The sequence below is a fragment of the Tsuneonella sediminis genome, from assembly GCF_051912845.1.
Lineage (GTDB): Bacteria > Pseudomonadota > Alphaproteobacteria > Sphingomonadales > Sphingomonadaceae > Tsuneonella > Tsuneonella sediminis.
Map to the genome: position 1 here is coordinate 263,628 of NZ_JBNCBU010000001.1, position 19,701 is coordinate 283,328.

Annotated in this window: 20 protein-coding genes; 9 read left to right on the top strand and 11 right to left on the bottom strand. The window is 65.6% G+C overall.

Annotation, left to right across the window (positions count from 1 at the left end):
* Window positions 1-11 precede the first annotated feature (11 nt).
* Together lipA and ACPV3N_RS01350 are read left to right on the top strand one after the other, a co-directional pair.
* Window positions 12-950, top strand: a complete 939-nt coding sequence (gene lipA, locus ACPV3N_RS01345; protein ID WP_440113583.1) for a lipoyl synthase — start codon at window positions 12-14, stop codon at window positions 948-950.
* A complete protein-coding gene (locus ACPV3N_RS01350; protein WP_440113585.1) occupies window positions 950-1,411 on the top strand; it encodes a type II toxin-antitoxin system RatA family toxin in 462 nt (153 codons plus the stop codon). The genes lipA and ACPV3N_RS01350 overlap by 1 nt, the downstream gene beginning before the upstream one ends.
* On the opposite strand, the gene ACPV3N_RS01355 is transcribed toward ACPV3N_RS01350, so the two are convergent.
* Genes ACPV3N_RS01355 through ACPV3N_RS01365 form a run of 3 tightly spaced genes read right to left on the bottom strand, consistent with a single transcriptional unit; the run spans window position 1,372 to window position 3,546 of the window.
* On the bottom strand, window positions 1,372-1,869 hold the full coding sequence (locus ACPV3N_RS01355) for a CinA family protein (RefSeq protein WP_440113588.1): 498 nt from the start codon (window positions 1,867-1,869) through the stop codon (window positions 1,372-1,374). The genes ACPV3N_RS01350 and ACPV3N_RS01355 overlap by 40 nt on opposite strands.
* Window positions 1,866-2,387, bottom strand: a complete 522-nt coding sequence (locus ACPV3N_RS01360) for a hypothetical protein (RefSeq protein ID WP_440113591.1) — start codon at window positions 2,385-2,387, stop codon at window positions 1,866-1,868. Before ACPV3N_RS01360 ends, ACPV3N_RS01355 begins: the two co-directional genes overlap by 4 nt.
* 25 nt (window positions 2,388-2,412) lie before the next feature.
* The gene (locus ACPV3N_RS01365) at window positions 2,413-3,546 is read right to left on the bottom strand and encodes a bifunctional 2-C-methyl-D-erythritol 4-phosphate cytidylyltransferase/2-C-methyl-D-erythritol 2,4-cyclodiphosphate synthase (protein ID WP_440113593.1); all 1,134 of its coding nucleotides are present in this window, start codon (window positions 3,544-3,546) and stop codon (window positions 2,413-2,415) included.
* A 75-nt stretch (window positions 3,547-3,621) separates the two neighbouring features.
* On the opposite strand from ACPV3N_RS01365, the gene dusB reads away from it, so the two are divergent.
* The 7 genes from dusB (at window position 3,622) to hflX (ending at window position 12,829) form a co-directional block, all read left to right on the top strand.
* On the top strand, window positions 3,622-4,638 hold the full coding sequence (gene dusB / locus ACPV3N_RS01370) for a tRNA dihydrouridine synthase DusB (RefSeq protein WP_440113596.1): 1,017 nt from the start codon (window positions 3,622-3,624) through the stop codon (window positions 4,636-4,638).
* Window positions 4,635-5,699 (top strand): two-component system sensor histidine kinase NtrB, encoded by a 1,065-nt coding sequence (locus ACPV3N_RS01375; RefSeq protein WP_440113599.1) that lies wholly within the window; start codon window positions 4,635-4,637, stop codon window positions 5,697-5,699. The genes dusB and ACPV3N_RS01375 overlap by 4 nt, the downstream gene beginning before the upstream one ends.
* 2 nt (window positions 5,700-5,701) lie before the next feature.
* Window positions 5,702-7,117: a sigma-54-dependent transcriptional regulator gene (locus ACPV3N_RS01380; protein ID WP_440113602.1), complete on the top strand. Its 1,416-nt coding sequence runs from the start codon at window positions 5,702-5,704 to the stop codon at window positions 7,115-7,117.
* Window positions 7,118-7,175: 58 nt separating this feature from the next.
* Window positions 7,176-9,407 (top strand): sensor histidine kinase, encoded by a 2,232-nt coding sequence (locus ACPV3N_RS01385; protein ID WP_440113605.1) that lies wholly within the window; start codon window positions 7,176-7,178, stop codon window positions 9,405-9,407.
* 30 nt (window positions 9,408-9,437) lie between these two features.
* On the top strand, window positions 9,438-10,814 hold the full coding sequence (gene ntrX, locus ACPV3N_RS01390) for a nitrogen assimilation response regulator NtrX (RefSeq protein WP_440113608.1): 1,377 nt from the start codon (window positions 9,438-9,440) through the stop codon (window positions 10,812-10,814).
* Window positions 10,815-10,958: 144 nt separating this feature from the next.
* On the top strand, window positions 10,959-11,513 hold the full coding sequence (hfq, locus tag ACPV3N_RS01395) for an RNA chaperone Hfq (RefSeq protein ID WP_440113611.1): 555 nt from the start codon (window positions 10,959-10,961) through the stop codon (window positions 11,511-11,513).
* A 17-nt stretch (window positions 11,514-11,530) separates the two neighbouring features.
* On the top strand, window positions 11,531-12,829 hold the full coding sequence (gene hflX / locus ACPV3N_RS01400; protein WP_440113614.1) for a GTPase HflX: 1,299 nt from the start codon (window positions 11,531-11,533) through the stop codon (window positions 12,827-12,829).
* Here the strand turns inward: hflX and mazG are convergent.
* Genes mazG through ACPV3N_RS01440 form a run of 8 tightly spaced genes read right to left on the bottom strand, consistent with a single transcriptional unit; the run spans window position 12,824 to window position 19,673 of the window.
* Window positions 12,824-13,594, bottom strand: coding sequence for a nucleoside triphosphate pyrophosphohydrolase (gene mazG, locus ACPV3N_RS01405; protein WP_440113617.1), 771 nt, complete (start codon window positions 13,592-13,594; stop codon window positions 12,824-12,826). The two genes, hflX and mazG, sit on opposite strands and share 6 nt — an antisense overlap.
* A 53-nt stretch (window positions 13,595-13,647) precedes the next feature.
* On the bottom strand, window positions 13,648-13,818 hold the full coding sequence (locus ACPV3N_RS01410) for a hypothetical protein (protein ID WP_440113620.1): 171 nt from the start codon (window positions 13,816-13,818) through the stop codon (window positions 13,648-13,650).
* Entirely contained in the window at window positions 13,815-14,582 is a 768-nt protein-coding gene (locus ACPV3N_RS01415; protein ID WP_440113622.1) for an MBL fold metallo-hydrolase, read from the bottom strand. The genes ACPV3N_RS01410 and ACPV3N_RS01415 overlap by 4 nt, the downstream gene beginning before the upstream one ends.
* Window positions 14,579-15,358 (bottom strand): TatD family hydrolase, encoded by a 780-nt coding sequence (locus ACPV3N_RS01420; RefSeq protein ID WP_440113625.1) that lies wholly within the window; start codon window positions 15,356-15,358, stop codon window positions 14,579-14,581. Before ACPV3N_RS01420 ends, ACPV3N_RS01415 begins: the two co-directional genes overlap by 4 nt.
* Window positions 15,355-16,911: a methionine--tRNA ligase gene (gene metG, locus ACPV3N_RS01425; protein ID WP_440113627.1), complete on the bottom strand. Its 1,557-nt coding sequence runs from the start codon at window positions 16,909-16,911 to the stop codon at window positions 15,355-15,357. Before metG ends, ACPV3N_RS01420 begins: the two co-directional genes overlap by 4 nt.
* The gene (locus ACPV3N_RS01430; protein WP_440113630.1) at window positions 16,904-17,866 is read right to left on the bottom strand and encodes a DNA polymerase III delta subunit-related protein; all 963 of its coding nucleotides are present in this window, start codon (window positions 17,864-17,866) and stop codon (window positions 16,904-16,906) included. Before ACPV3N_RS01430 ends, metG begins: the two co-directional genes overlap by 8 nt.
* Window positions 17,863-18,513 (bottom strand): dTMP kinase, encoded by a 651-nt coding sequence (gene tmk / locus ACPV3N_RS01435; protein ID WP_440113632.1) that lies wholly within the window; start codon window positions 18,511-18,513, stop codon window positions 17,863-17,865. The genes ACPV3N_RS01430 and tmk overlap by 4 nt, the downstream gene beginning before the upstream one ends.
* Complete coding sequence (locus ACPV3N_RS01440) at window positions 18,513-19,673, bottom strand: D-alanyl-D-alanine carboxypeptidase family protein (protein ID WP_440113635.1); 1,161 nt, start codon at window positions 19,671-19,673, stop codon at window positions 18,513-18,515. Before ACPV3N_RS01440 ends, tmk begins: the two co-directional genes overlap by 1 nt.
* Window positions 19,674-19,701: the final 28 nt, after the last annotated feature.

Below are 19,701 nucleotides of genomic sequence, written 5' to 3' on the forward strand. Positions count from 1 at the left end.
GGTGGGCCCGCATGAACGACCTCGCGTCCGCCCCGAAGACCGCCAACGAGCCCGCCCGCCAGCGCAAGCCTGACTGGATTCGCGTCAAGGCGCCCGTCAGCAAGGGTTACCACGAGACGCGCCAGCTCATGCGCGACCTGTCGCTCAACACTGTGTGCGAAGAAGCTGCATGTCCGAACATCGGCGAGTGCTGGACCAAGAAACACGCCACCGTCATGATCCTCGGCGATGTGTGCACCCGCGCCTGCGCGTTCTGCAACGTCAAGACCGGGATGCCGCGGATCGTCGACCCGCTCGAGCCAGAGCATGTGGCAATCGCCGCGGCGAAGCTGGGGCTGGAGCATATCGTCGTGACGAGCGTCGATCGCGACGATCTTCCGGACGGCGGCGCGGGACAGTTCGTCAAGGTGATCGAGGCGCTTCGCCGGGAAACCCCGGACACCACGATCGAGATCCTGACTCCGGATTTCCGCAACAAGATGCGGCCCGCGGTAGAGGCAATCTGCGAGGCTGGACCCGACGTCTACAACCACAACCTGGAGACCGTGCCTCGGCTCTATCCGACGATCCGCCCGGGCGCGCGCTACTATGCATCGCTGCGCCTTTTGGAAGAGGTGAAGGCGCACGACCCGCTCATCTTCACCAAGTCGGGCATCATGTTGGGCCTGGGCGAACAGCGGCTCGAGGTGCACCAGGTGATGGACGACATGCGCAGCGCCGACGTCGATTTCATGACCATGGGCCAGTACCTCCAACCAACTCCACGCCATGCGAAGGTCGAGGAGTTCGTCACCCCCAAGGCGTTCGCCGCCTATGGCGCGATCGCGCGGGCGAAGGGTTTCCTGCAGGTCGCCTCCAGCCCGCTGACCCGATCGAGCTATCATGCGGGTGACGACTTCGCCGCGATGAGGGCCGCGCGCGAGGAAAAGCTGGCGCGCCAGAACCGCTGATGCCGGGCATTCACGAGGTGCACAGGCTTCCGTACTCGCGGGAGCAGATGTTCGACCTGGTCGCCGATGTCGGCCGGTACCACGAGTTCCTGCCGTGGGTCGTCGCGACCCGGGTCAGGTCAAGCAGCGAGACCGAGATGGTCGCCGACATGCTGGTCGGTTTCAAACAACTGCGCGAGAAGTTCACTTCGCGCGTGGTGAAGCAACGGCCCGACCGGATCGAGGTGCATTACCTCGACGGGCCAATGAAGGATCTCGACAATCGCTGGCTCTTCCGGACCCTCGATGGAGGCGGGTGCGAAGTCGACTTCTGTGTCGATTTTACCTTCCGCAACGCCGTGTTCGAAGCCCTTGCGGGACAGTACTTCGACCGGGCCTTTCGGAAGATGGTCGCTGCGTTCGAGCAGCGCGCACACCAGCTTTACGGCAGCAGCAGCTCGAGTGCGGCGAGCGTCGCCTGACGGCGGATTTCGGTTCGGTTCTTCCCTTCGAACTGCTTCAGTTCGCCTTCGGGTTCGCCGTCCCCTTCGCGGCAGGCGCGGGCAAACACGACAGTGCCCACCGGCTTCAGCGGCGTTCCGCCGTCCGGTCCGGCGACACCGCTGATAGCGACCGCGATGTCGGCGTTCGAGTGCCTGAGCGCTCCCTGCGCCATGGCCCAGACGCACGCGATCGACACCGCGCCGAACGTCTCGATGAGTTCGCTTGAGACCTCAAGCTCCTGCTGCTTGGCGTCGTTGGAATAGGTCACGAAGCCGCGATCGAGCACCGCCGACGAACCGGGGATTTCGGTCAGCGCGGCGGCGACGAGACCGCCGGTGCAGCTTTCGGCCAGGGCAACCCGGCGGCCGATCCGCGTGTTCTGTTCGACCACGCGGCGGGCAAGCTCGACGATCTCGGGGGGTAGCAGGTCGCTCACGAGGAAGCCGGACAGATCGGAGAAGACTTAGGCTTGGCGATGGCCATGACGAACGCGACCATCGCGCCGCTGTCGCGCGGGTTCATCACCGAGACCAGCTGCATTCCGCGCTCCACGTTTCGGCAATGGTCCGGCTGGACCGATTCGCCGATCTTTTGCGCTATCATCCCGTCGACCAGCGGACGGACCGATTCGTCGGGCAGGGCGGCGACCATTGCCAGGGTGTCGGCATTGCGACCCTTGGCAGATCCCGACACGAACTTCAGGATCGCCGATTTGGCGACGGGCCAGGTTTCGCCCTGGAGCGCGGCGTATTTCGCTGCAAACGCATCGCCCCTCGTGGCGAGGAAGCCGGTCGAAGCGAGCCTTCCAGCGCATTTTCCGCGCACGCCTTCGACGAGCGACGGCACCGCATAGATCGCCATCTGCGCGACTTCGCGCTCGGTGAGGCAGGCGGCGGTCGTCTGCGCCTGCACCTGCGCCGGGACAAGCGATGCCAGCGCGGTGGCGGCGATCACGGAATAAGTGCGTTTCAAGAAGACCTCACGAGTTGCGGATCACGGTAGCCACGGCTTGGGCGGCGATCCCTTCGCCGCGACCGGTGAAACCGAGCGCTTCGGTGGTAGTGGCCTTCACATTTACCGCGCATGCATCGATCCCCGCAAGTGCGGCGATCGTCTGGCGCATCGCATCGCGATGCGGTCCGATCTTGGGCGCTTCGCAGATCAGCGTTACGTCGAGATTGCCCACGCGGTAACCGGCCTCTCCGACCAGCGTCACCGCGTGTTCGAGAAAGCGCGACGATGGCGCGCCTTTCCATCGCGGTTCGCTCGGCGGGAAGTGCAGCCCGATGTCGCCCGCGCCGACCGCGCCGAGCAGCGCGTCGACCAGCGCATGGATGCCGACGTCGGCATCCGAATGGCCGGCAAGGCCCAGGTGGTGCTCGATCCTGATGCCGCAGAGCCAGAGTTCCTCGCCCGGCACCAGCCGGTGAACATCGAACCCGGTTCCGGTCCGGACGGGAAGGGCATCGGACACGAAATCTCCTGCGAACGTGAGTTTCCTGAGCTTCTCATCGCCGCGGACCATGGCAATGCTACCGCCAGCTGCGCGGAGGACTTGCGCATCGTCGCCGGCGACGGGCTCCCCGGTCCACGAGCGATGGGCCGCCAGGATGTCGGCGAAACGGAAGGCCTGCGGGGTCTGGACCCGGCGAAGCACCGCGCGGTCGGCGCTGTCGGCCATGATCCCGTCCCGCTCCACCGCGATACTGTCGACCACGGGAAGAACGGGGATCGCGCCGGGGTGCGTGCCCAGGGCGTCAAGCAGGCGCTCGACCACGTCTGCCGCCAGACCGGGGCGGGCGGCGTCGTGGATCAGGACGCGATCCGCGTGTCCGACGGCCTCCAGCGCCCGCGCGACAGAGCGCTGGCGGGTGTGCCCCCCGGTAACGAACCGGACGTCGAGGCCGGCCAGCGCCTCGGCCGCCAGGGTGTCGGCCCCCTCGGGGATTGCGACCACGACCGGCGCTGCGCCGGCAGCCAGCATCGCTTCGACCGAATGGCGCACGACCGGCTTTCCGCGCCACGGCGCAAACTGCTTGGGCAGCGGCTGGCCAGCCCGCAGACCCTGTCCCGCGGCGACGACGATGGCTGCGAAGGCGATGGAGGTTGTCATGCCCGCGGCGCGCTACCGCCTTGCGTGCGGGCCATCAATCCACTATGCGCTGCCCAAATTTTAGGCACCCAGCAATTGAGCACCCTTCCTTCCCCGCCGCCGATGGCGCCGATCCGGGTCGGCCCGGTCACGATCGACACACCTGTCGTCCTTGCGCCGATGACCGGCGTGACCGACATGCCGTTCCGAGCGCTCGTGCGTCGGTACGGTTCCGGCCTCAACGTGACGGAGATGATCGCTAGCCAGGCAGCCATCCGGGAGACCCGGCAATCGATCCAGAAAACCGCCTGGGCCCCGATCGAGGACCCGGTGTCGATGCAGCTCGTCGGCTGCGATCCGGTGTCGATGGGCGAGGCGGCCAGGCTGGCGGCGGACCGCGGCGCGGCGATCGTCGATATCAATTTCGGTTGCCCGGTGCGCAAGGTCGTTGGCCAGTACGCCGGCAGCGCGCTGATGCGCGAGGTCCCGCTGGCGATCGAGCTGATGAAGGCCTGCGTCAAAGCGGTCGACGTGCCGGTCACGGTCAAGATGCGGATGGGCTGGGATCACGACAGCCTCAACGCCCCCGAGCTCTCGCGTATCGCGGAAGACCTCGGAGTGCGGATGATCACCGTCCACGGCCGCACCCGCAACCAGATGTACAAGGGCGAGGCGGACTGGGCTTTCGTGCGCAAGGTCAAGGAGGCCGTGCGGATCCCGGTCATCGTGAACGGCGACATCTGCTCGATCCCGGACGCGGCAAAGGCGCTCGAACAGTCGGGCGCCGACGGGCTGATGATCGGCCGCGGCGCGTATGGCCGCCCCTGGCTGCTCGGCCAGGTCATGCACTGGTGGAAGACGGGCGAGGCCCTGTCGGATCCCGCACTGGACGAGCAGCACGAGACGCTGGTCGAGCATTACCGTGCGATGCTCGATCACTACGGAGAGGACACGGGCGTCAAAATGGCCCGCAAGCACATCGGCTGGTACACCAAGGGCCTCCATGGATCGGCCGAGTTCCGCAACAAGGTCAACTTCATCGACGATGCGAGCCGGGTGCTCGGCGAGATCGACCGCTTCTACGAGCCGTTGCGCCTGCGGAAGGCTGCGTGAGCGGATCCGGCGGGCCACCCGGCGCGCGCGAGCAACTGGCCGGCCTCGTCTTCGCGACAGTGCTGCTCGATCCCGAAATGACCATCGTCGAGGCGAACCCGGCGAGCGAGGAAATGCTCGGAAGAAGTGCGCACAGGCTGATCGGACAGCCGCTCTTCGATGTCGTGCAGATCGACGACGGGCGCGTCACGGCACATTCACGCGAGGAAACCGTCCCGCTCGTCGCCCGGGGGGTGAGGATACGGGCGGGCAGCCGCGAGCACCGGGTGAACCTGTCGGTCTCGCCGCTTTCGTCCCATCCCGGCTGGCGGGTGGTGACGCTGTCGGATGCGGGGCAGGACGAAATGGGAGAGGAGGCCCGCGCAAGCCGATTGAGCGCGCCGGCCGTCCTCGCGCACGAGATCAAGAACCCGCTCGCCGCGATCCGCGGCGCCGGTCAGTTGGTCGCGCGCAAGCTCGACGAAAGGGATCGCCCGCTCGCCGATCTCATCGCGACCGAGGTCGCGCGGATCGCCTCGCTCATCGACCGGATGCAGCGCCTGGGTGCGCGCGGGGCAGAACCGAACGGTCCGCTCAATCTTCATGAAGCGATCCGGCGGGCGATCGGGACGGTGCGAGGGGGAGGGCTTCGCGGCGTGGAGATCGTGGAGGAGTTCGATCCGTCCCTGCCTGCGGTCATGGGCAACGAGAACGCACTCGAGCAGGTGGTGATCAACCTTCTCGTCAACGCGCGCGACGCGTGCGCGGAACAGGACGATGGGCAAATCACGGTCAGAACGCGCTATGTCAGCGGGCTGATCTATAACGCGATCCGCCCGGGCCGCTCGGTCCGGCTGCCGATCGAGCTTACCGTTACGGACAACGGTCCGGGCATCGATCCCGAACTGGTCGATCACGTGTTCGAACCTTTCGTCAGCAGCAAGAAGAGCGGGCAGGGCCTTGGACTCGCGCTCGTTCGCAGGCTGGTGCACGACATGGATGGCCGCATCGCGCACGAACGCGACGCAAGGTCCGGCCGCACGCATTTTCGCATCCACCTGCCGGTAGCGAGACGGGGATAGAAATGGCCGAACGCATCCTGCTGGTCGAGGATGACCCCGGTATCGCGACAGTGATCACAGCCGCCCTCGAGGACGAGGGCTTCGACGTCGACCGGGCCGAGGGGATCGCTGGACGGGATGCGCTGCTCGCCCGCGGTCCATACGCCGTCATGCTTACCGACGTGGCTCTCGCCGACGGCGACGGCCTGTCGAGCCTGCCCGGGGTTAGCGACCGGAATCCGGACATGCCTGTCATTGTTCTCTCGGCGCAGAACACGCTCGATACCGCGGTCCGCGCAAGCGACCTCGCCGTGTTCGAGTACTTTCCCAAGCCGTTCGATCTCGACGATCTCGTGCGTGCGGTGCGGCAGGCGGCAGGTCCGCGCAGCGAGCCGGGCGGCGCGCCGATCGACGAAACCGGAGAGGGCCTGCCGCTTGTCGGACGAAGCCAGTCGATGCAGGGCGTCTACCGGATGATCACGCGCGTCCTGCGCAACGATCTCACCGTCCTCGTGCTCGGCGAATCCGGAACTGGCAAGGAACTCGTCGCCGAGGCGATCCACCAGCTGGGACATCGCAAATCGGGGCCGTTCGTTGCTGTCAACGCCGCCGCCATTCCCCACGACCTCATCGAGAGCGAGCTCTTCGGACACGAAAAGGGAGCCTTTACCGGCGCGATTGCGCAGGCCATCGGCAAGTTCGAGCAGGCGAACGGCGGCACGCTGTTCCTGGATGAGATAGGCGACATGCCGATCGAGGCGCAGACCCGCCTGTTGCGAGCGCTCCAGTCGGGTCGGATCCGCCGAGTGGGCGGACGGCAGGAAATCGCCGTCGACGTTCGCATCGTCGCGGCGACCAACCGCGACCTCGCGCCGATGATTGCCGCCGGCACGTTCCGCGAGGATCTTTTCTACCGGCTCAACGTCGTGCCGATCGAGTTGCCTCCCTTGCGAGAACGGCGCGACGACATCGAGGCGCTGGCACGGCATTTTCTCGGACAGGCGGTTGGCGAGGGGCTGCCCCGGCGGCGAATTGATGCGAGCGGGATAGCGCTGCTCGAAAAGTTCGATTGGCGCGGCAACGTTCGCGAACTGCGCAACGCGGTCTATCGGCTGTCCTTGATGGCGCGCGATGAAACCATCGACGCCGCTACCGTCGAGTCCGTTCTGGGCAAGCCGGAACCGGCGACCGGCACACCTGCCGGCCATGGTTTTGCCGGGGCGCTGGAGGAATGGCTCCGGGTGGTACCCTGCCGCGAGGGGCAGCTTTACCATGATGCCCTTGCCGAGTTCGAGCGGCCGCTCCTCACTCACGCCCTCGACAAGACCGGCGGGAACCAGTTACGCGCCGCGCGGCTGCTCGGGATAAACCGGAACACCTTAAGAAAGCGACTGAACGACCTCCGGATCGAACCGGACCGCTCCAGTTCGCAGAACTGAGACGTTTCGTCCGATTTGACTTGCAAATTTGCAACAGTGCCGTTGTAACCCGGCCACGATGGCACTCGCGGATCAGCGAACGACCGACGTCACCCTTCGTCGCAGTCCGCGATGGTGGCGGCGCTTCGTCGTCGCCAGCCGCAAGGCCAATTTCTATCTGATCCTGGAAGTCGTCGCTGCGGTGGTGTTCGGCGCGATGGTCTGGACGACCTGGTACACCTTTGCCAGCGCGCCGCCCGATGGACAGTTGCTGCCGTCGCGCAAGGTCGCGGGCCTGCTGATCGCCACGCTACTCCCGGCAATGGCGCTTCTCGTGCTCCTCGGGAGGAGGCTCGCGCTGCGGCGGGCGGCCGGCACTACCGCGCGAATGCACGTGCGGCTGGTGTTCTTCTTTTCCGTGGTCGCCGCCGTGCCGACGCTGTTGGTCGCCACGTTCGCTGCGTTCCTGTTTCAATCCGGCGTCGATTTCTGGTTCTCGGATAATTCGCGCGGCCTGATGCAGAACGCGAACAACCTTGCGCGCGGATATTACGAACAGAACCAGGTCCAGGTGGCCAACCAGACGGTCGCGATGGCCAGCGACATGCAATACTATCTGCAGACGTTCAAACTGACCGATCCCGACCTCGCCGATATCTATTTTCTTCAGGTGAAACAGCGCGAGATCAACGAATCCGCCATTCTCCAGCGTGTACCCGACGGATCGATGCGGATCGCCGCGGTGTTCGATCTCAACGAGGGCAACCAGCCCGCGATGTTCGCCCAGGCCGCCGCCCGCCGTCTGACGAGCGGGGAGCCGGTGGTCGTCAGCGGCAACCCGATGCGGATCGAGGCCCTTGCGCCGATCGACCCAAAGACTGGGATCTACCTCTACAATGCCCGGAACACCGAATCGCTCGGCTTCAGCCAGTGGTCGACCGCGCAGTCGGTGGTGGGCGCGTACGATGTTCTGACCAAGCGGGCGCGCGCGCTGCAACTGCGCTTCAACCTGGCGCTGTTCTTCGTCAGCCTCGCGCTGGTCGGGCTCGCCGTGTGGTTCGCGCTGCGGTTCGCCGACCGGCAGGTCGAACCCCTGACCGAACTGGTCGGAGCTGCACGCAGGATCGGCGCGGGCGATTTCGTGCGCGTCGAGGGGCGAACCGGCTCGGACGAGATCGGCATGCTCAACCGCGCATTCAACCGCATGGCGGGGCAGATCGAGCAACAGACCGCCGCGCTGCTCGGCGCCAACCGCCAGCTCGACGAGCGGCGCGCGTTCATCGAAGCGGTCGTGGAATCGATTTCCGCCGGGATCGTCACGCTCGACCGAGAAGGGCGGGTGCTGCTGATGAACAGTTCAGCACAGGAGCTGCTGCTGGGAGAGAAGGGGCCTGTTCCCGCGGCCGTGCCGCTGTCCGATGTTGCGCCCCAGCTCGCCAACCTTGCCGACGCGCGCCTGGCGAGCGGTATCGTCAACTGGACCAAGGGCGGGGAATTGCTGACGCTCGCGGTCAAGGTCGCCGATGCGCCGGACGGCAGGGTGATCACCTTCGAGGACATCACCCGCCAGATTCTCGACCAGCGGCAGGCCGCGTGGTCCGATGTTGCGCGACGCATCGCGCACGAGATCAAGAATCCGCTTACCCCGATCCAGCTGGCGACCGAACGGCTCAAGCGTCGCTACCGCAAGCAGATAGAAAGCGATGGCGAGCTGTTCGACGAGCTTACCGATACGATCGTCCGTCAGGTCGGCGACCTGCGCAAGATGGTCGACGAGTTCTCCAGTTTCGCGCGCTTGCCCAAGCCGGTGTTCCGTCCCGAGGACGCGCAGGACCTCGTCAAGCAGGCTCTGTTCCTCCAGGAAGTGGCTCATCCAGCCATCGATTTTGCATTTTCGGCCTCCGCGGACGCCCCGCTGACGATCGCCGCCGACCGGCACCAGATCGGCCAGGCGATGACGAACTTGCTCAAGAATGCGGTCGAGGCGATCGATGCCCGCGCCCGTACCGCCGAGCCGGACTATCGCGGCCGCATCGTCGTGACGATGAGGGCCACGCCCGAGTTCGTGACGGTCAGCGTCGACGACAACGGCGTCGGTCTGCCGCAGGACCGCGAGCGGATTGTCGAGCCTTACGTGACGACGCGCGAGAAGGGGACCGGACTGGGGCTGGCGATCGTGAACAAGATCGTCGAGGAGCATGGGGGCGACATGACCTTTGGAACGGTCCCGAATGCCGAGGGCGGTACGCGGGTGACCTTGCGGTTCGCGCGGGATCCGCTCGCCCAGGGCGGGACGGTAGCAGCCGAATGAGAAATTTCAGATGACATCCACGGAGACCTGATGGCGCTCGATATCCTCATCGTCGATGACGAACGCGACATCCGCGAGCTCGTTGCCGGGGTTCTATCCGACGAGGGCTACGAATGCCGTACTGCCGGGGACAGCACCTCTGCGCTGTCCGCGGTCGACGAGCGGCGGCCCAGCCTGGTCCTGCTCGACGTTTGGCTGCACGGCAGCCCGATGGACGGGCTCGAAGTGCTCGACGAGATCAAGAAACGCGAACCGGAACTGCCGGTGATCATCTTCTCCGGTCACGGCAATATCGACACCGCCGTGAGTGCGGTGAGCCGCGGGGCGATGGACTTCATCGAAAAGCCTTTCGAGGCGGAAAAGCTGCTGCTTCTGGTTCAGAGGGCGACCGAGACGGAGCGCCTTCGGCGCGAGAACACGCGGCTTCGCGAAGGGTTTGCCCGAGGCGAGGAATTCACCGGGAACTCGGTTGCCATCAATGCGGTTCGCGCCACGCTCAAGCGGGTGGCGAGTACCGGCAGCCGGGTCCTGATCAGCGGCCCCGCGGGCGCGGGCAAGGAAGTCGCCGCGCGGTTGCTTCATGCCTGGAGTCCTCGCGCCGAGAACGCTTTCGTGATCGTCAATTCGGCGCGCATCACGCCCGAGCGCTTCGAACAGGAACTGTTCGGCGAGGAATCCGATGGCAGCCTTGTGCGCCCGGGCTTGCTGGAACTGGCGGACGGCGGCACGCTCTACCTCGACGAAGTGGCCGACATGCCGCTTTCGACGCAGGCGCGGATCCTGCGCGTCCTCACCGAGCAGAGCTTTGTTCGCGTGGGCGGTAACCGACAGGTCGGGGTCGACGTGCGCGTGGTCTCGTCCACCTCGCGCGACCTGGCGAAGGAGATGGAGGAAAAGCGCTTCCGCGAGGACTTGTTCTATCGCCTGAACGTGGTGCCCGTGACGATCCCCTCGCTCGCCGAGCGGCGTGACGACATTCCCGCGCTGGCCGAGCACTTTTTCACTCGCTACGCTGCCGAGCAGGGCATTCCCGCGCCGGTTGTCAGCCAGGAAGCCGTCGCCGCGCTTCAGGCTTACGACTGGCCGGGCAACGTGCGCCAGATGCGCAATGTGGTGGAACGGACAATCATTCTCACTCCGCGCGAAAAGCTCGACACGATCGAGGCGGACATGCTGCCAGGCGAGGTTACCGGCAGCCGCATCGGCGGGGGAGGGGCGGCGTCGTCACTCATGGGCGTACCGTTGCGCGAGGCGCGCGAGTGTTTCGAGCGCGAGTACCTGACAGTCCAGATCAGGCGGTTCTCGGGCAACATATCGAAAACCGCCAATTTCATCGGCATGGAACGCTCGGCGCTTCACCGGAAGCTCAAGCTGCTGGGCATGGGCGATCGCCGCGACGACGATTGACGCGCGGGCGCGGAACGCACTTGCAGCAAAAGCATTTGCGAATTGAGGCGGGCACGCCATATTCGGCAGCGATTCCGGCGGTCCTTTTTACGGCGCCAGATTGCGGACCGCAGAAGCGGCCGCCAACAAGAGGAGACGTGTAAAGTGTCCACATCCCGCACGCTGTCCGCGCGCCCCAAGCCCCCGAGCGAGGAAGCTGAAACTTCCGGCCCGAGTTCGAGTGGCAAGCAGCAAAGCCTCCAGGACGCATTCCTCAACCTGCTCCGCAAGAACAAGGTCCCGGTGACGATGTTTCTCGTCAAGGGAGTGAAGTTGCAGGGGATCGTGACCTGGTTCGACAACTTCTCGATCCTGTTGCGGCGGGACGGGCAGTCTCAGCTCGTCTACAAGCACGCGGTATCCACCATCATGCCGTCGAACCCGGTGGATGCGGCGCAGTTTTCCAGCCAGGGCTCCAACGCGCGCCAGCGCCTGCTTCAGGACGTCTTCCTCAGCCGCGTGCGCGAGGCGGGCGTTCAGGTCACCATGTTCCTCGTCAACGGCGTGATGCTCCAGGGCAAGATCGCCGCGTATGACCTGTTCAGCATGCTGCTCGAACGCGAGGGCTACGTGCAACTGGCATACAAGCACGCAGTCTCGACGATCCAGCCGGCCAGCCCGGTGGACCTGTCGGATGAATTCGAAGGCGATAGCGACTGAGTTTCGATGACAACCTGATGGGCGAGGTTTCGCGCGGGGCGCGGGCCGTCGTCGTGTGCCCCGATATCCGCGGCCGTCACCACGATCTCGCGCCAGAGGCGCGGCTCGAGGAGGCGTGCGGTCTCGCCCTGGCGATCGGCATTGTCGTGGCAGAAGCGCAGGTCGTGCCCGTTCGCGAAGTGCGCCCCGGGACGCTGTTCGGCGCCGGACAGGTCGAAAACATCGCTGTCGCCTGCGAACAGAACGAGGCGGAACTCGTGGTTGTCGACGGTGCGCTGAGCCCGATTCAGCAGCGCAACCTCGAAGACAAGCTCAAGCGCAAGGTGATCGACCGCACCGGGTTGATCTTGGAGATTTTCGGCGAGCGCGCGGCAACCGCTGAGGGACGTCTCCAGGTCGAACTGGCCCACCTCGATTACCAGCAGAGCCGTCTCGTACGCAGCTGGACGCACCTTGAGCGGCAACGCGGCGGTTTCGGTTTTCTCGGCGGCCCCGGCGAGACGCAAATCGAGGCGGACCGCCGGATGATCCGGCAGCGAATGGCGCGCCTGCGGAAGGAACTGGAGAGTGTGCGCAAGACGCGTGCGCTCCATCGCGACCGGCGGGGCAGGGCGCCCTGGCCCGTCATTGCACTAGTGGGCTACACCAATGCCGGGAAGTCGACGCTGTTCAACCGCCTGACCGGGGCGGATGTGATGGCAGAGGATCTTCTCTTCGCAACGCTCGATCCCACCATGCGCGCGATTTCGCTGCCGGGGGTAGAAAAGGCGATCCTGTCCGATACCGTCGGCTTCATATCCGACCTTCCGACCCAGCTCGTCGCCGCCTTCCGTGCCACGCTCGAGGAAGTTACCGGCGCCGACCTTATTCTGCACGTCCGCGACATCGCCAACCCCTCGAGCCAGGCCCAGAAAACGCAGGTACTCGAAGTGCTGGGGGATCTCGGCGTGACCGAGAGAGAGGAGGGCGGCGGAATCCCCATTCTCGAGGTGTGGAACAAGGTCGACCTGCTTCCAGACAGCGAAGCCGCCGATCTGCGGTCCGCTGCCGAAGCTGACGACATGACAGTCGCCCTCTCGGCCGAGACGGGCGAGGGCGTCGAAACCCTGCTGACCAGGCTCGGCGAACTTATGACGCAAGGCGCGCGGGTTCACGAATTTGTTCTTCCGGCAAGCGCCGGGCGCCGGATCGCATGGCTCCATGCCCACGGCGAGGTTCTGGACGAAAGCGACGCAGGTGCGGGGCCCGACGGCCCGCTGCGGCGTCTTGCCGTGCGGTTGAACCCGAAGGAACTCGGCCAGTTCGAAACCCTATGACCGTTCGGATGCTTCCCTGGCCTTGACCCCCTGCCAGAGCGCTTCCTGGCTCTCGAGCGAGAGCGAGGGGAAATGGCCGTCTGCATCCGATTCCATCGCCCTGAAGCGGCGTTCGAACTTGGCGTTGGCGGACCGCAGCGCTTCCTCGGGCGCTATCCCGTAGGCCCGTACCAGGTTGACGGCCGCGAACAGAAAGTCGCCCGCTTCCTCGAACTGTTCGTCCTCGCCGGCATCGGCAAGTTCGCGCATCTCTTCGGCAACCTTGGCGGCAGGCCCCTCGCGATCGGGCCAGTCGAAACCGACGCGGGCGGCGCGTTTCTGGAGCTTGTCGGCCCGCATAAGGGCCGGAAGCGCGACGGCGACGCCATCCAGTGCACTCGTCGCGCCCCTGTCCGCGCGTTCGGCTGCCTTGATCGCCTCCCACCGCGCATCGCGATCCGCGCCCGGTGCCTCGGCGTCGGCGAAGATGTGCGGATGCCGCGCCTCCAGCTTGTCGGCGATCGAGCGCGCGACCGCGTCGAAATCGAAATGACCGGCTTCCTCGGCGATCCGCGACTGGAAGACGACCTGAAACAGCAGGTCGCCAAGTTCGTCGCGTATATCTTCGATGGCGCCGCGTGCGACTGCATCTGCGACTTCGTAGGCTTCCTCGATCGTGTGCGGGACGATCGTCTCGTACGATTGCGCACGATCCCAGTCGCAGCCGTTCACCGGGTCGCGCAGGGTGGCCATGATGGTGAGGAGGCGGTCGAGCTGATCTGTCATGTTACGATGATAATATATATTATGTTAAATGGGTTTAAAGCGCCGTCGCCCTCTCACCCCATTGCGAGGGAAAACGCCAAGGCGACGGCAACGAAGATTCCCGCCCACAGAAGCGCCATGCGAATGCTTTCCTTCCAGCCGAGCCGGTATCCGGCAAAGGCGCTGCCTGCGAGCAGCAGCCAGCCCAGCAACGCGACGATCTGCACCGTGTTGAACTCGTTCACAGCGCCACCTCCAGGCCATCGTATCCGACCTCGACCGACTGCGGGACTTCGGCCGAGAGCGTCCTGTAGTCCATCGATTTGTCGAGATGCGTGAGTACGCCGCGGCGGGCGCCGCATCGACGGACGAACGACAGTGCCATTTCGAGATGTGCATGGGTCGGATGCGGACGGCGACGAAGGCAATCGACAACCAGGACGTCTACCCCTTTCATCAGGGACACCATGGCGTTGGTAATCTCGCTGAAGTCTGTCGCGTAACCGATTGATTTTCCATCAGCATCGAAACGAAACGCAGTCGACTGCGCAGGTCCGTGCGGCATCTGGCAATGGGCGATCCCGAAACCTGCGAATATGCGCAGTCGCTCGAGGGTATTGAGTTCGCATATCGTCGGGTAACCGTGTTCTCCGGCAAAGACATAACCGAAACGCGCGCGCAAGCGCCGGGCGGTCTCGTCGGCCGCAAATCCCGGCAGCGGCCCCGATCGGTCGTAGCGCATGACGCGCAGGTCATCGATGCCGTGGCAGTGGTCGGCATGGTCGTGGGTCCAGAATACTCCATCGATCCGTTCGATGCGGTTGGCGAGAAGCTGCTGCCGGAGGTCGGTGGAAGTATCGACCAGAAGTCGCTTGCCCTCGGCACTCTCGACCGCAATCGACACGCGGGTCCGCCGGTTGCGCGGTTCGGAAGGATCGCATTCGCCCCAGTCTTCGCCGATCCGCGGCACTCCGGTCGAAGTGCCCGAGCCTAGCATGATAAGCTTCACGCGGCGGCTTTCCCGAACAAGGCGAAGAAGTTGGCGGTGGTCGTTTCCGCAAGTTCCTCGAGATCGACGCCGCGCAGGTTCGCGACGAACGTTGCAGTATCACGAACGAACGCCGGCTCACACGGGCGCCCGCGGTGGGGCACTGGGGCAAGGAACGGGCTGTCGGTTTCGACGAGAATTCGGTCCGCCGGCAGTTCGGCCGCGATTTCCTGCAGTTCCTTTGCGTTCTTGAAGGTGACGATGCCCGACAAAGAGATCGTCAGTCCCAGATCGAGGACGGTCTTCGCAAAGGCCCGCGAGGCGGTGAAGCAGTGAATCAGGGCCGGAAAGGCCCCCTTCCTTGTTTCCTCGGCCAGGATCGACGCGGTATCGTCTTCCGCGTCACGGGTATGGATGATGATCGGCAATCCCGTTTCGCGCGCGACGCCGATGTGCATCCGGAACAGGTCGCGTTGCACCCCGCGGTCTGACTTGTCATAGTAGTAGTCGAGACCGCTCTCGCCGATCCCGATCACCTTGGGATGGTCCGCCGCGGCGAGGAGCGCATCACGACCGAGATCGGCGTGCTGATCCGCCTCGTGCGGATGGATCCCGACGCTCGCCCATATGTCGGGCTCGCACTCGGCGGTGCCGATGACGGTTCTCCACTCGCTGCGCCGCGTCGAGATGTTCAGCATGCCGGTAACCCCGGCCTCCCGGGCCCGGCTGAGCACCCCTTCCCGGTCCTCCGCGACACCTTCGTATTCGAGGTGGCAATGGCTGTCGATCAGCCTCACGCCGGCTCCTCGGACGGGAGCTCCAGCCGCGGAAATACCCCGACCGGCTGCGAGAGGCGGAAGCCGCCGACACGCTCGACCCACGCGTCGTCTCCGAGCGCGGCGAAATCGCGGGCATCGCCCGGGACGCCCATCTGGTCGAGCAGTGCGTCGATGCTCGACGGTACCACGGGGCGGATCGCGATTGCGAGATCACGGACCTGCCGAACGAGGGTCATAAGGACGGCAGCCATTCGCTCCGGATCGGTCTTGCGTAGTGTCCACGGGGCTTGGTCGTCGACGTAGGCGTTGCAGGCGAAGACCGCCCGCATCCAGGCTTCGATCCCTTCGCTGAACGCAAGATCCTCGAACCGCTGGCGCATCGTCCCGACTTCTGTCGCGACGACCCCCGCCAGAACCTCATCCGCCTCGCTGAACGGCAGGCTGGCTTTCAATTCACCGTCAAGGTTCTTGAAAATCATGGATAACACGCGCTGGGCAAGGTTGCCGAAGCTGTTAGCGAGCTCGGCGTTGCAGCGGGTTACGATCGCCTCTGCCGAAAAGCTGCCGTCCTTGCCGAACGGCACTTCAGCGAGGAGGAAATAGCGCAGCTGGTCGACTCCATAGCGGGTTGCCAGTTCGAGCGGGTCGACGACGTTGCCGGTCGATTTGGACATCTTCTCGCCGCGGTGGAGCAGGAAACCGTGACCGAAGATGGCCTTCGGCGCGGGCAGTCCCGCGCTCTTGAGAAAGGCTGGCCAGTAAACGGCGTGAAACCGCACGATGTCCTTGCCGATAAGGTGGAGGTCGGCAGGCCAGAACCGGTCGAACTCCCCTTCACGATCGGGGAAGCCGATGCCGGTGAGATACGTCGTCAGCGCATCGACCCAGACGTACATCACGTGGCCCGGGCTGCCCGGCACGGGAACTCCCCAGTCGAAGCTCGTGCGGCTGACCGACAGGTCGCGCAGGTCATTGCCCTTGAGGAAGGCCAGCACCTCGTTGCGCCGGCTCTCCGGCTCGAGGAAGCCCGGCCGCTCGTTCAGTTCGATCAGGTAATCCCGGTATTTCGAAAGCCGGAAGAACCAGCTCTCCTCGACCTGCCACTCGACCGGCGTACCCTGGGGCGAGAGTTTTGCGCCCCCCTCCCCTTCGACCAGCTCGTCCTCGCCGTAGAAGGCCTCGTCGCGGACCGAGTACCAACCTTCGTAACGGTCGAGATAGAGGTCGCCGGCGGCCTCCATTGCCCTCCAGATCGCCTGGCTGGCGGCGAAGTGCTGCTCTTCGGTGGTGCGCCGGAATGCGCTGTAATCGATGTGAAGAGCGGTGCACATATTACGGAAATATCCGGACATTTCGTCGGCAAATTCCAGCGTGTCGCGATCCGCATCGCGCGCCGTCTTGGCCATCTTCATGCCGTGTTCGTCGGTTCCGGTGACCAGTCGCACGTCGAAACCTTGCGCCTTCTTCACGCGCGCAATCACGTCGGCGGCGATCGCTTCGTACGCGTGGCCGATGTGGGGGCGACCGTTGGGATAGCTGATCGCGGTGGTGAGATAGTAGGGTTCAGGCATCGGCGAGGCTGCTAGCTGTCGCCGCGGAGGCGAGCAAGCCGCCGATCTGCATAACGAGCAGCCCCGGATCGAAGTTGTGAGTCGGCGCTTGCGCAGTCAGCCGCACGAGGTCCGCGTGCGCATCGACTATTCCCGCCAGCGCGGCACGCGGGGCATCGGTCGCCATGCGGGCGAGCCTCACCCGAGCAAGGTCGAGCACCGCGGCGATCCGGGCGCGTTCGGGCCGGGCGCCGATCTCTGCCGCCAGCTTTCCGCGGAGAGTGAAGTCCGGGTCGCCGGTCTCGACTATGCGCTTCATCAGCGCGTCGACCGGACCGAGGTCCTGAGCCACGAACTCGAGCGCCGCACCAGGCGAACCCGCGGAAGCGGCGACCGCGGCTTCGAGGGTGGCGGGATTGGCCTCCGGCGCCTTGTCGCGAAGAATCTTGGCAACCAGCGCGTCATCGAGCGCGGGGAAGCGAAGGAGCCTGCAGCGCGAGCGGATCGTCGGCAGCAACCGCGCGGGCCGGTGCGCGACGAGTAGAAAGAACGTGCCGGCCGGCGGTTCCTCGAGGCTTTTGAGCAATGCGTTCGACGAGGCCGTCTCCAGGTCGTCGGCCGGATCGATGATTACCGCGCGGCGGCTGCCGAGCGTCGGCCGGGTCGTCAGCCGCCGCTGCATTTCGCGAATCTGGGCGATCTTTATGTTGCGCGCCAGCTCGAAATCCTTGCCGTCGTCGCGCTTCCTTTCTTCCTTTTCGTCCTTGGGCAGATGCGTGAGAACGAGGATGTCGGGGTGTGGACCCGGGGGCTGCGGTATGCCGGGTTCCGCGACCAGTTCGCGCGCGGCGGCAAGGGCGAAACTCATCTTGCCGAGGCCCTTCTTGCCCGCGAGCAGCCAGGCGTGGTGCATGCGGTCCCCGCCAAGTCCCTCGCGCCACTCTCGCCACGCGGCATCGTGCCCGACGAGGGTCATGAGAGCCCCGCGAACGGCTTGATAACCCGCCACACGGCGTCGTGGACGGATGCCGGGGGGGCGGCGCCGTCGATCACGGCGAAGCCTGCGGGATCGTCGGCGGCCAGGCAGGCGAAGGTCTCGCCCACTGCCCGGTGGTAACCGCCATCGCGGCCACCGATCGCGTCGGCCGCGTCGCCGTCGCGAGCGCGGGTTCGGGCGAGCGCGGTTTCGGGATCGATTGTGAGCAGGATTGTGAGGTCCGGGCGCAGGCCCCCGCTGCCGATCGCGTGGAGTGTCCGGACCGCGTCGTCCCCGACCCCGCCTGCCCCGCCCTGATAGGCCCGACTCGAATCGACGAACCGGTCTGACACCACCCAGGCCCCCCGGGCCATCTCCGGCCGTATCAGGCGGGCCACGTGGTCGGCCCGGGCGGCGGCGAAGAGCAGAGCCTCGGCCTCCGTCCCCCAGCCTTCGCCCGGCGGATCGAGGAGGAGGGCGCGGATCGCCTCGGCTCCCGGCGTCCCTCCCGGCTCACGGGTCAGCACGGCGGGGATGCCGCACGCGATCAAGCGGTCGACGAGCAGGCGAGCCTGGGTCGACTTGCCGCACCCTTCCCCGCCTTCGAACGCGATGAAACGCCCCTGCGCCGGCGACCCGGAAGGCATCAGAACAGGCCCGCCAGGCCGTTCGCGAGGCGCTCGGCGACATTCGCTTCCTCGATGGCGCTGGCCGCGACGAGCGGAACGCGCGACGTGCGCAATCCCTCGACCGCGATTTCCAGTTCTGCGACCTGCTCTCCCTTGGCGATTGGCGCGCGCAAGGGTCCCTGGTAGCGGATCGTCAGCGCGACCTTGCCGGTTTGGCCCACGGGAAGGTCGTAGCCGATCGGCCGTTCCGCGAGCAGGCCGAGGGACCTTTCCGAACCGCCCTGGACGCGCGCTTCGCCGACAAGAGCCCCGCGGTCGAACAGCACGTGGTTGTCGAACGCCTGGAAGCCCCATTCAAGAAACGAGCGCGAGGCCTGTTTCTGGATGCGCGAGGTTGGAGCGCCGCCGATCACCATCACCAGCCGCCGCCCGTCCCGTTCCGCGCTGCCGAGAAAACCGTATCCCGCCTGGTTCGTGAATCCCGACTTGATCCCGTCCGCGCCGTCGACGACGCCGGTGACCGGATCGTGGTTGCGCTGCTCGAAACCGTTGAACTTGAGCGTCCGGTGGCCGAAATACCGCCGATAGAGATCGGGATGGCGCGTGGTCATTGCCGTCGCCAGGGTGGCAAGGTCGCGCGCGGTGACGAACGTGCGTCCTTCGTCCATCCACCCGTTGGGCGTCCCGAAATGGCTGTCGTGCATGCCGATCGACCGCGCGGTCGCGTTCATTCGGTCGACCCAGCGGGGCAGCGAACCGGCGAGCCCGACGCCCAAGGCGGCGGCGCCGTCGTTTGCCGACACGGTCGTGATACCGTGGAGCAGCGCATCGATCGTTACCCGCTGGTTGAGTTCGAGGAACATCGTCGAGCCAACGCCATGCCAGTCCTTCCACGTGGCCTCGTTGAAGATGACCTCCTGGCTGGGCGATATCTGGCCGGATTCGATCATTTCGAAGACGGTGAACACCGTCATGACCTTTGTGATCGAAGCGGGCATGAAGCGCCGATCGGGTTCGCGTGCATAAAGCGTCTGGCCCGAGGACAGGTCCACCAGCAGCGCGATCGGCACCTCGGGCGGAGGCACTAGGGGTTCGACCGGACGGCGATCCGCACTCGCCGCGCCGGTGCTCGTAGAGAGTGCCACGGCGGCCAGCAATGACTTGGACAAGGTGTTCAATGAAACTCCCGCGCCGGGCGGAAGCCGG

Bases quoted from the DNA above. Each gene is read 5' to 3' on its own strand.
- tmk (WP_440113632.1), bottom strand. From the start codon at position 18,513: ATGCCTTCCGGGTCGCCGGCGCAGGGGCGTTTCATCGCGTTCGAAGGC.
- lipA (WP_440113583.1), top strand. From the start codon at position 12: ATGAACGACCTCGCGTCCGCCCCGAAGACCGCCAACGAGCCCGCCCGC.
- ACPV3N_RS01380 (WP_440113602.1), top strand. From the start codon at position 5,702: ATGGCCGAACGCATCCTGCTGGTCGAGGATGACCCCGGTATCGCGACA.
- ACPV3N_RS01365 (WP_440113593.1), bottom strand. From the start codon at position 3,546: ATGACAACCTCCATCGCCTTCGCAGCCATCGTCGTCGCCGCGGGACAG.
- ACPV3N_RS01385 (WP_440113605.1), top strand. From the start codon at position 7,176: ATGGCACTCGCGGATCAGCGAACGACCGACGTCACCCTTCGTCGCAGT.
- hflX (WP_440113614.1), top strand. From the start codon at position 11,531: ATGGGCGAGGTTTCGCGCGGGGCGCGGGCCGTCGTCGTGTGCCCCGAT.
- ntrX (WP_440113608.1), top strand. From the start codon at position 9,438: ATGGCGCTCGATATCCTCATCGTCGATGACGAACGCGACATCCGCGAG.
- metG (WP_440113627.1), bottom strand. From the start codon at position 16,911: ATGCCTGAACCCTACTATCTCACCACCGCGATCAGCTATCCCAACGGT.
- ACPV3N_RS01350 (WP_440113585.1), top strand. From the start codon at position 950: ATGCCGGGCATTCACGAGGTGCACAGGCTTCCGTACTCGCGGGAGCAG.
- mazG (WP_440113617.1), bottom strand. From the start codon at position 13,594: ATGACAGATCAGCTCGACCGCCTCCTCACCATCATGGCCACCCTGCGC.
- ACPV3N_RS01430 (WP_440113630.1), bottom strand. From the start codon at position 17,866: ATGACCCTCGTCGGGCACGATGCCGCGTGGCGAGAGTGGCGCGAGGGA.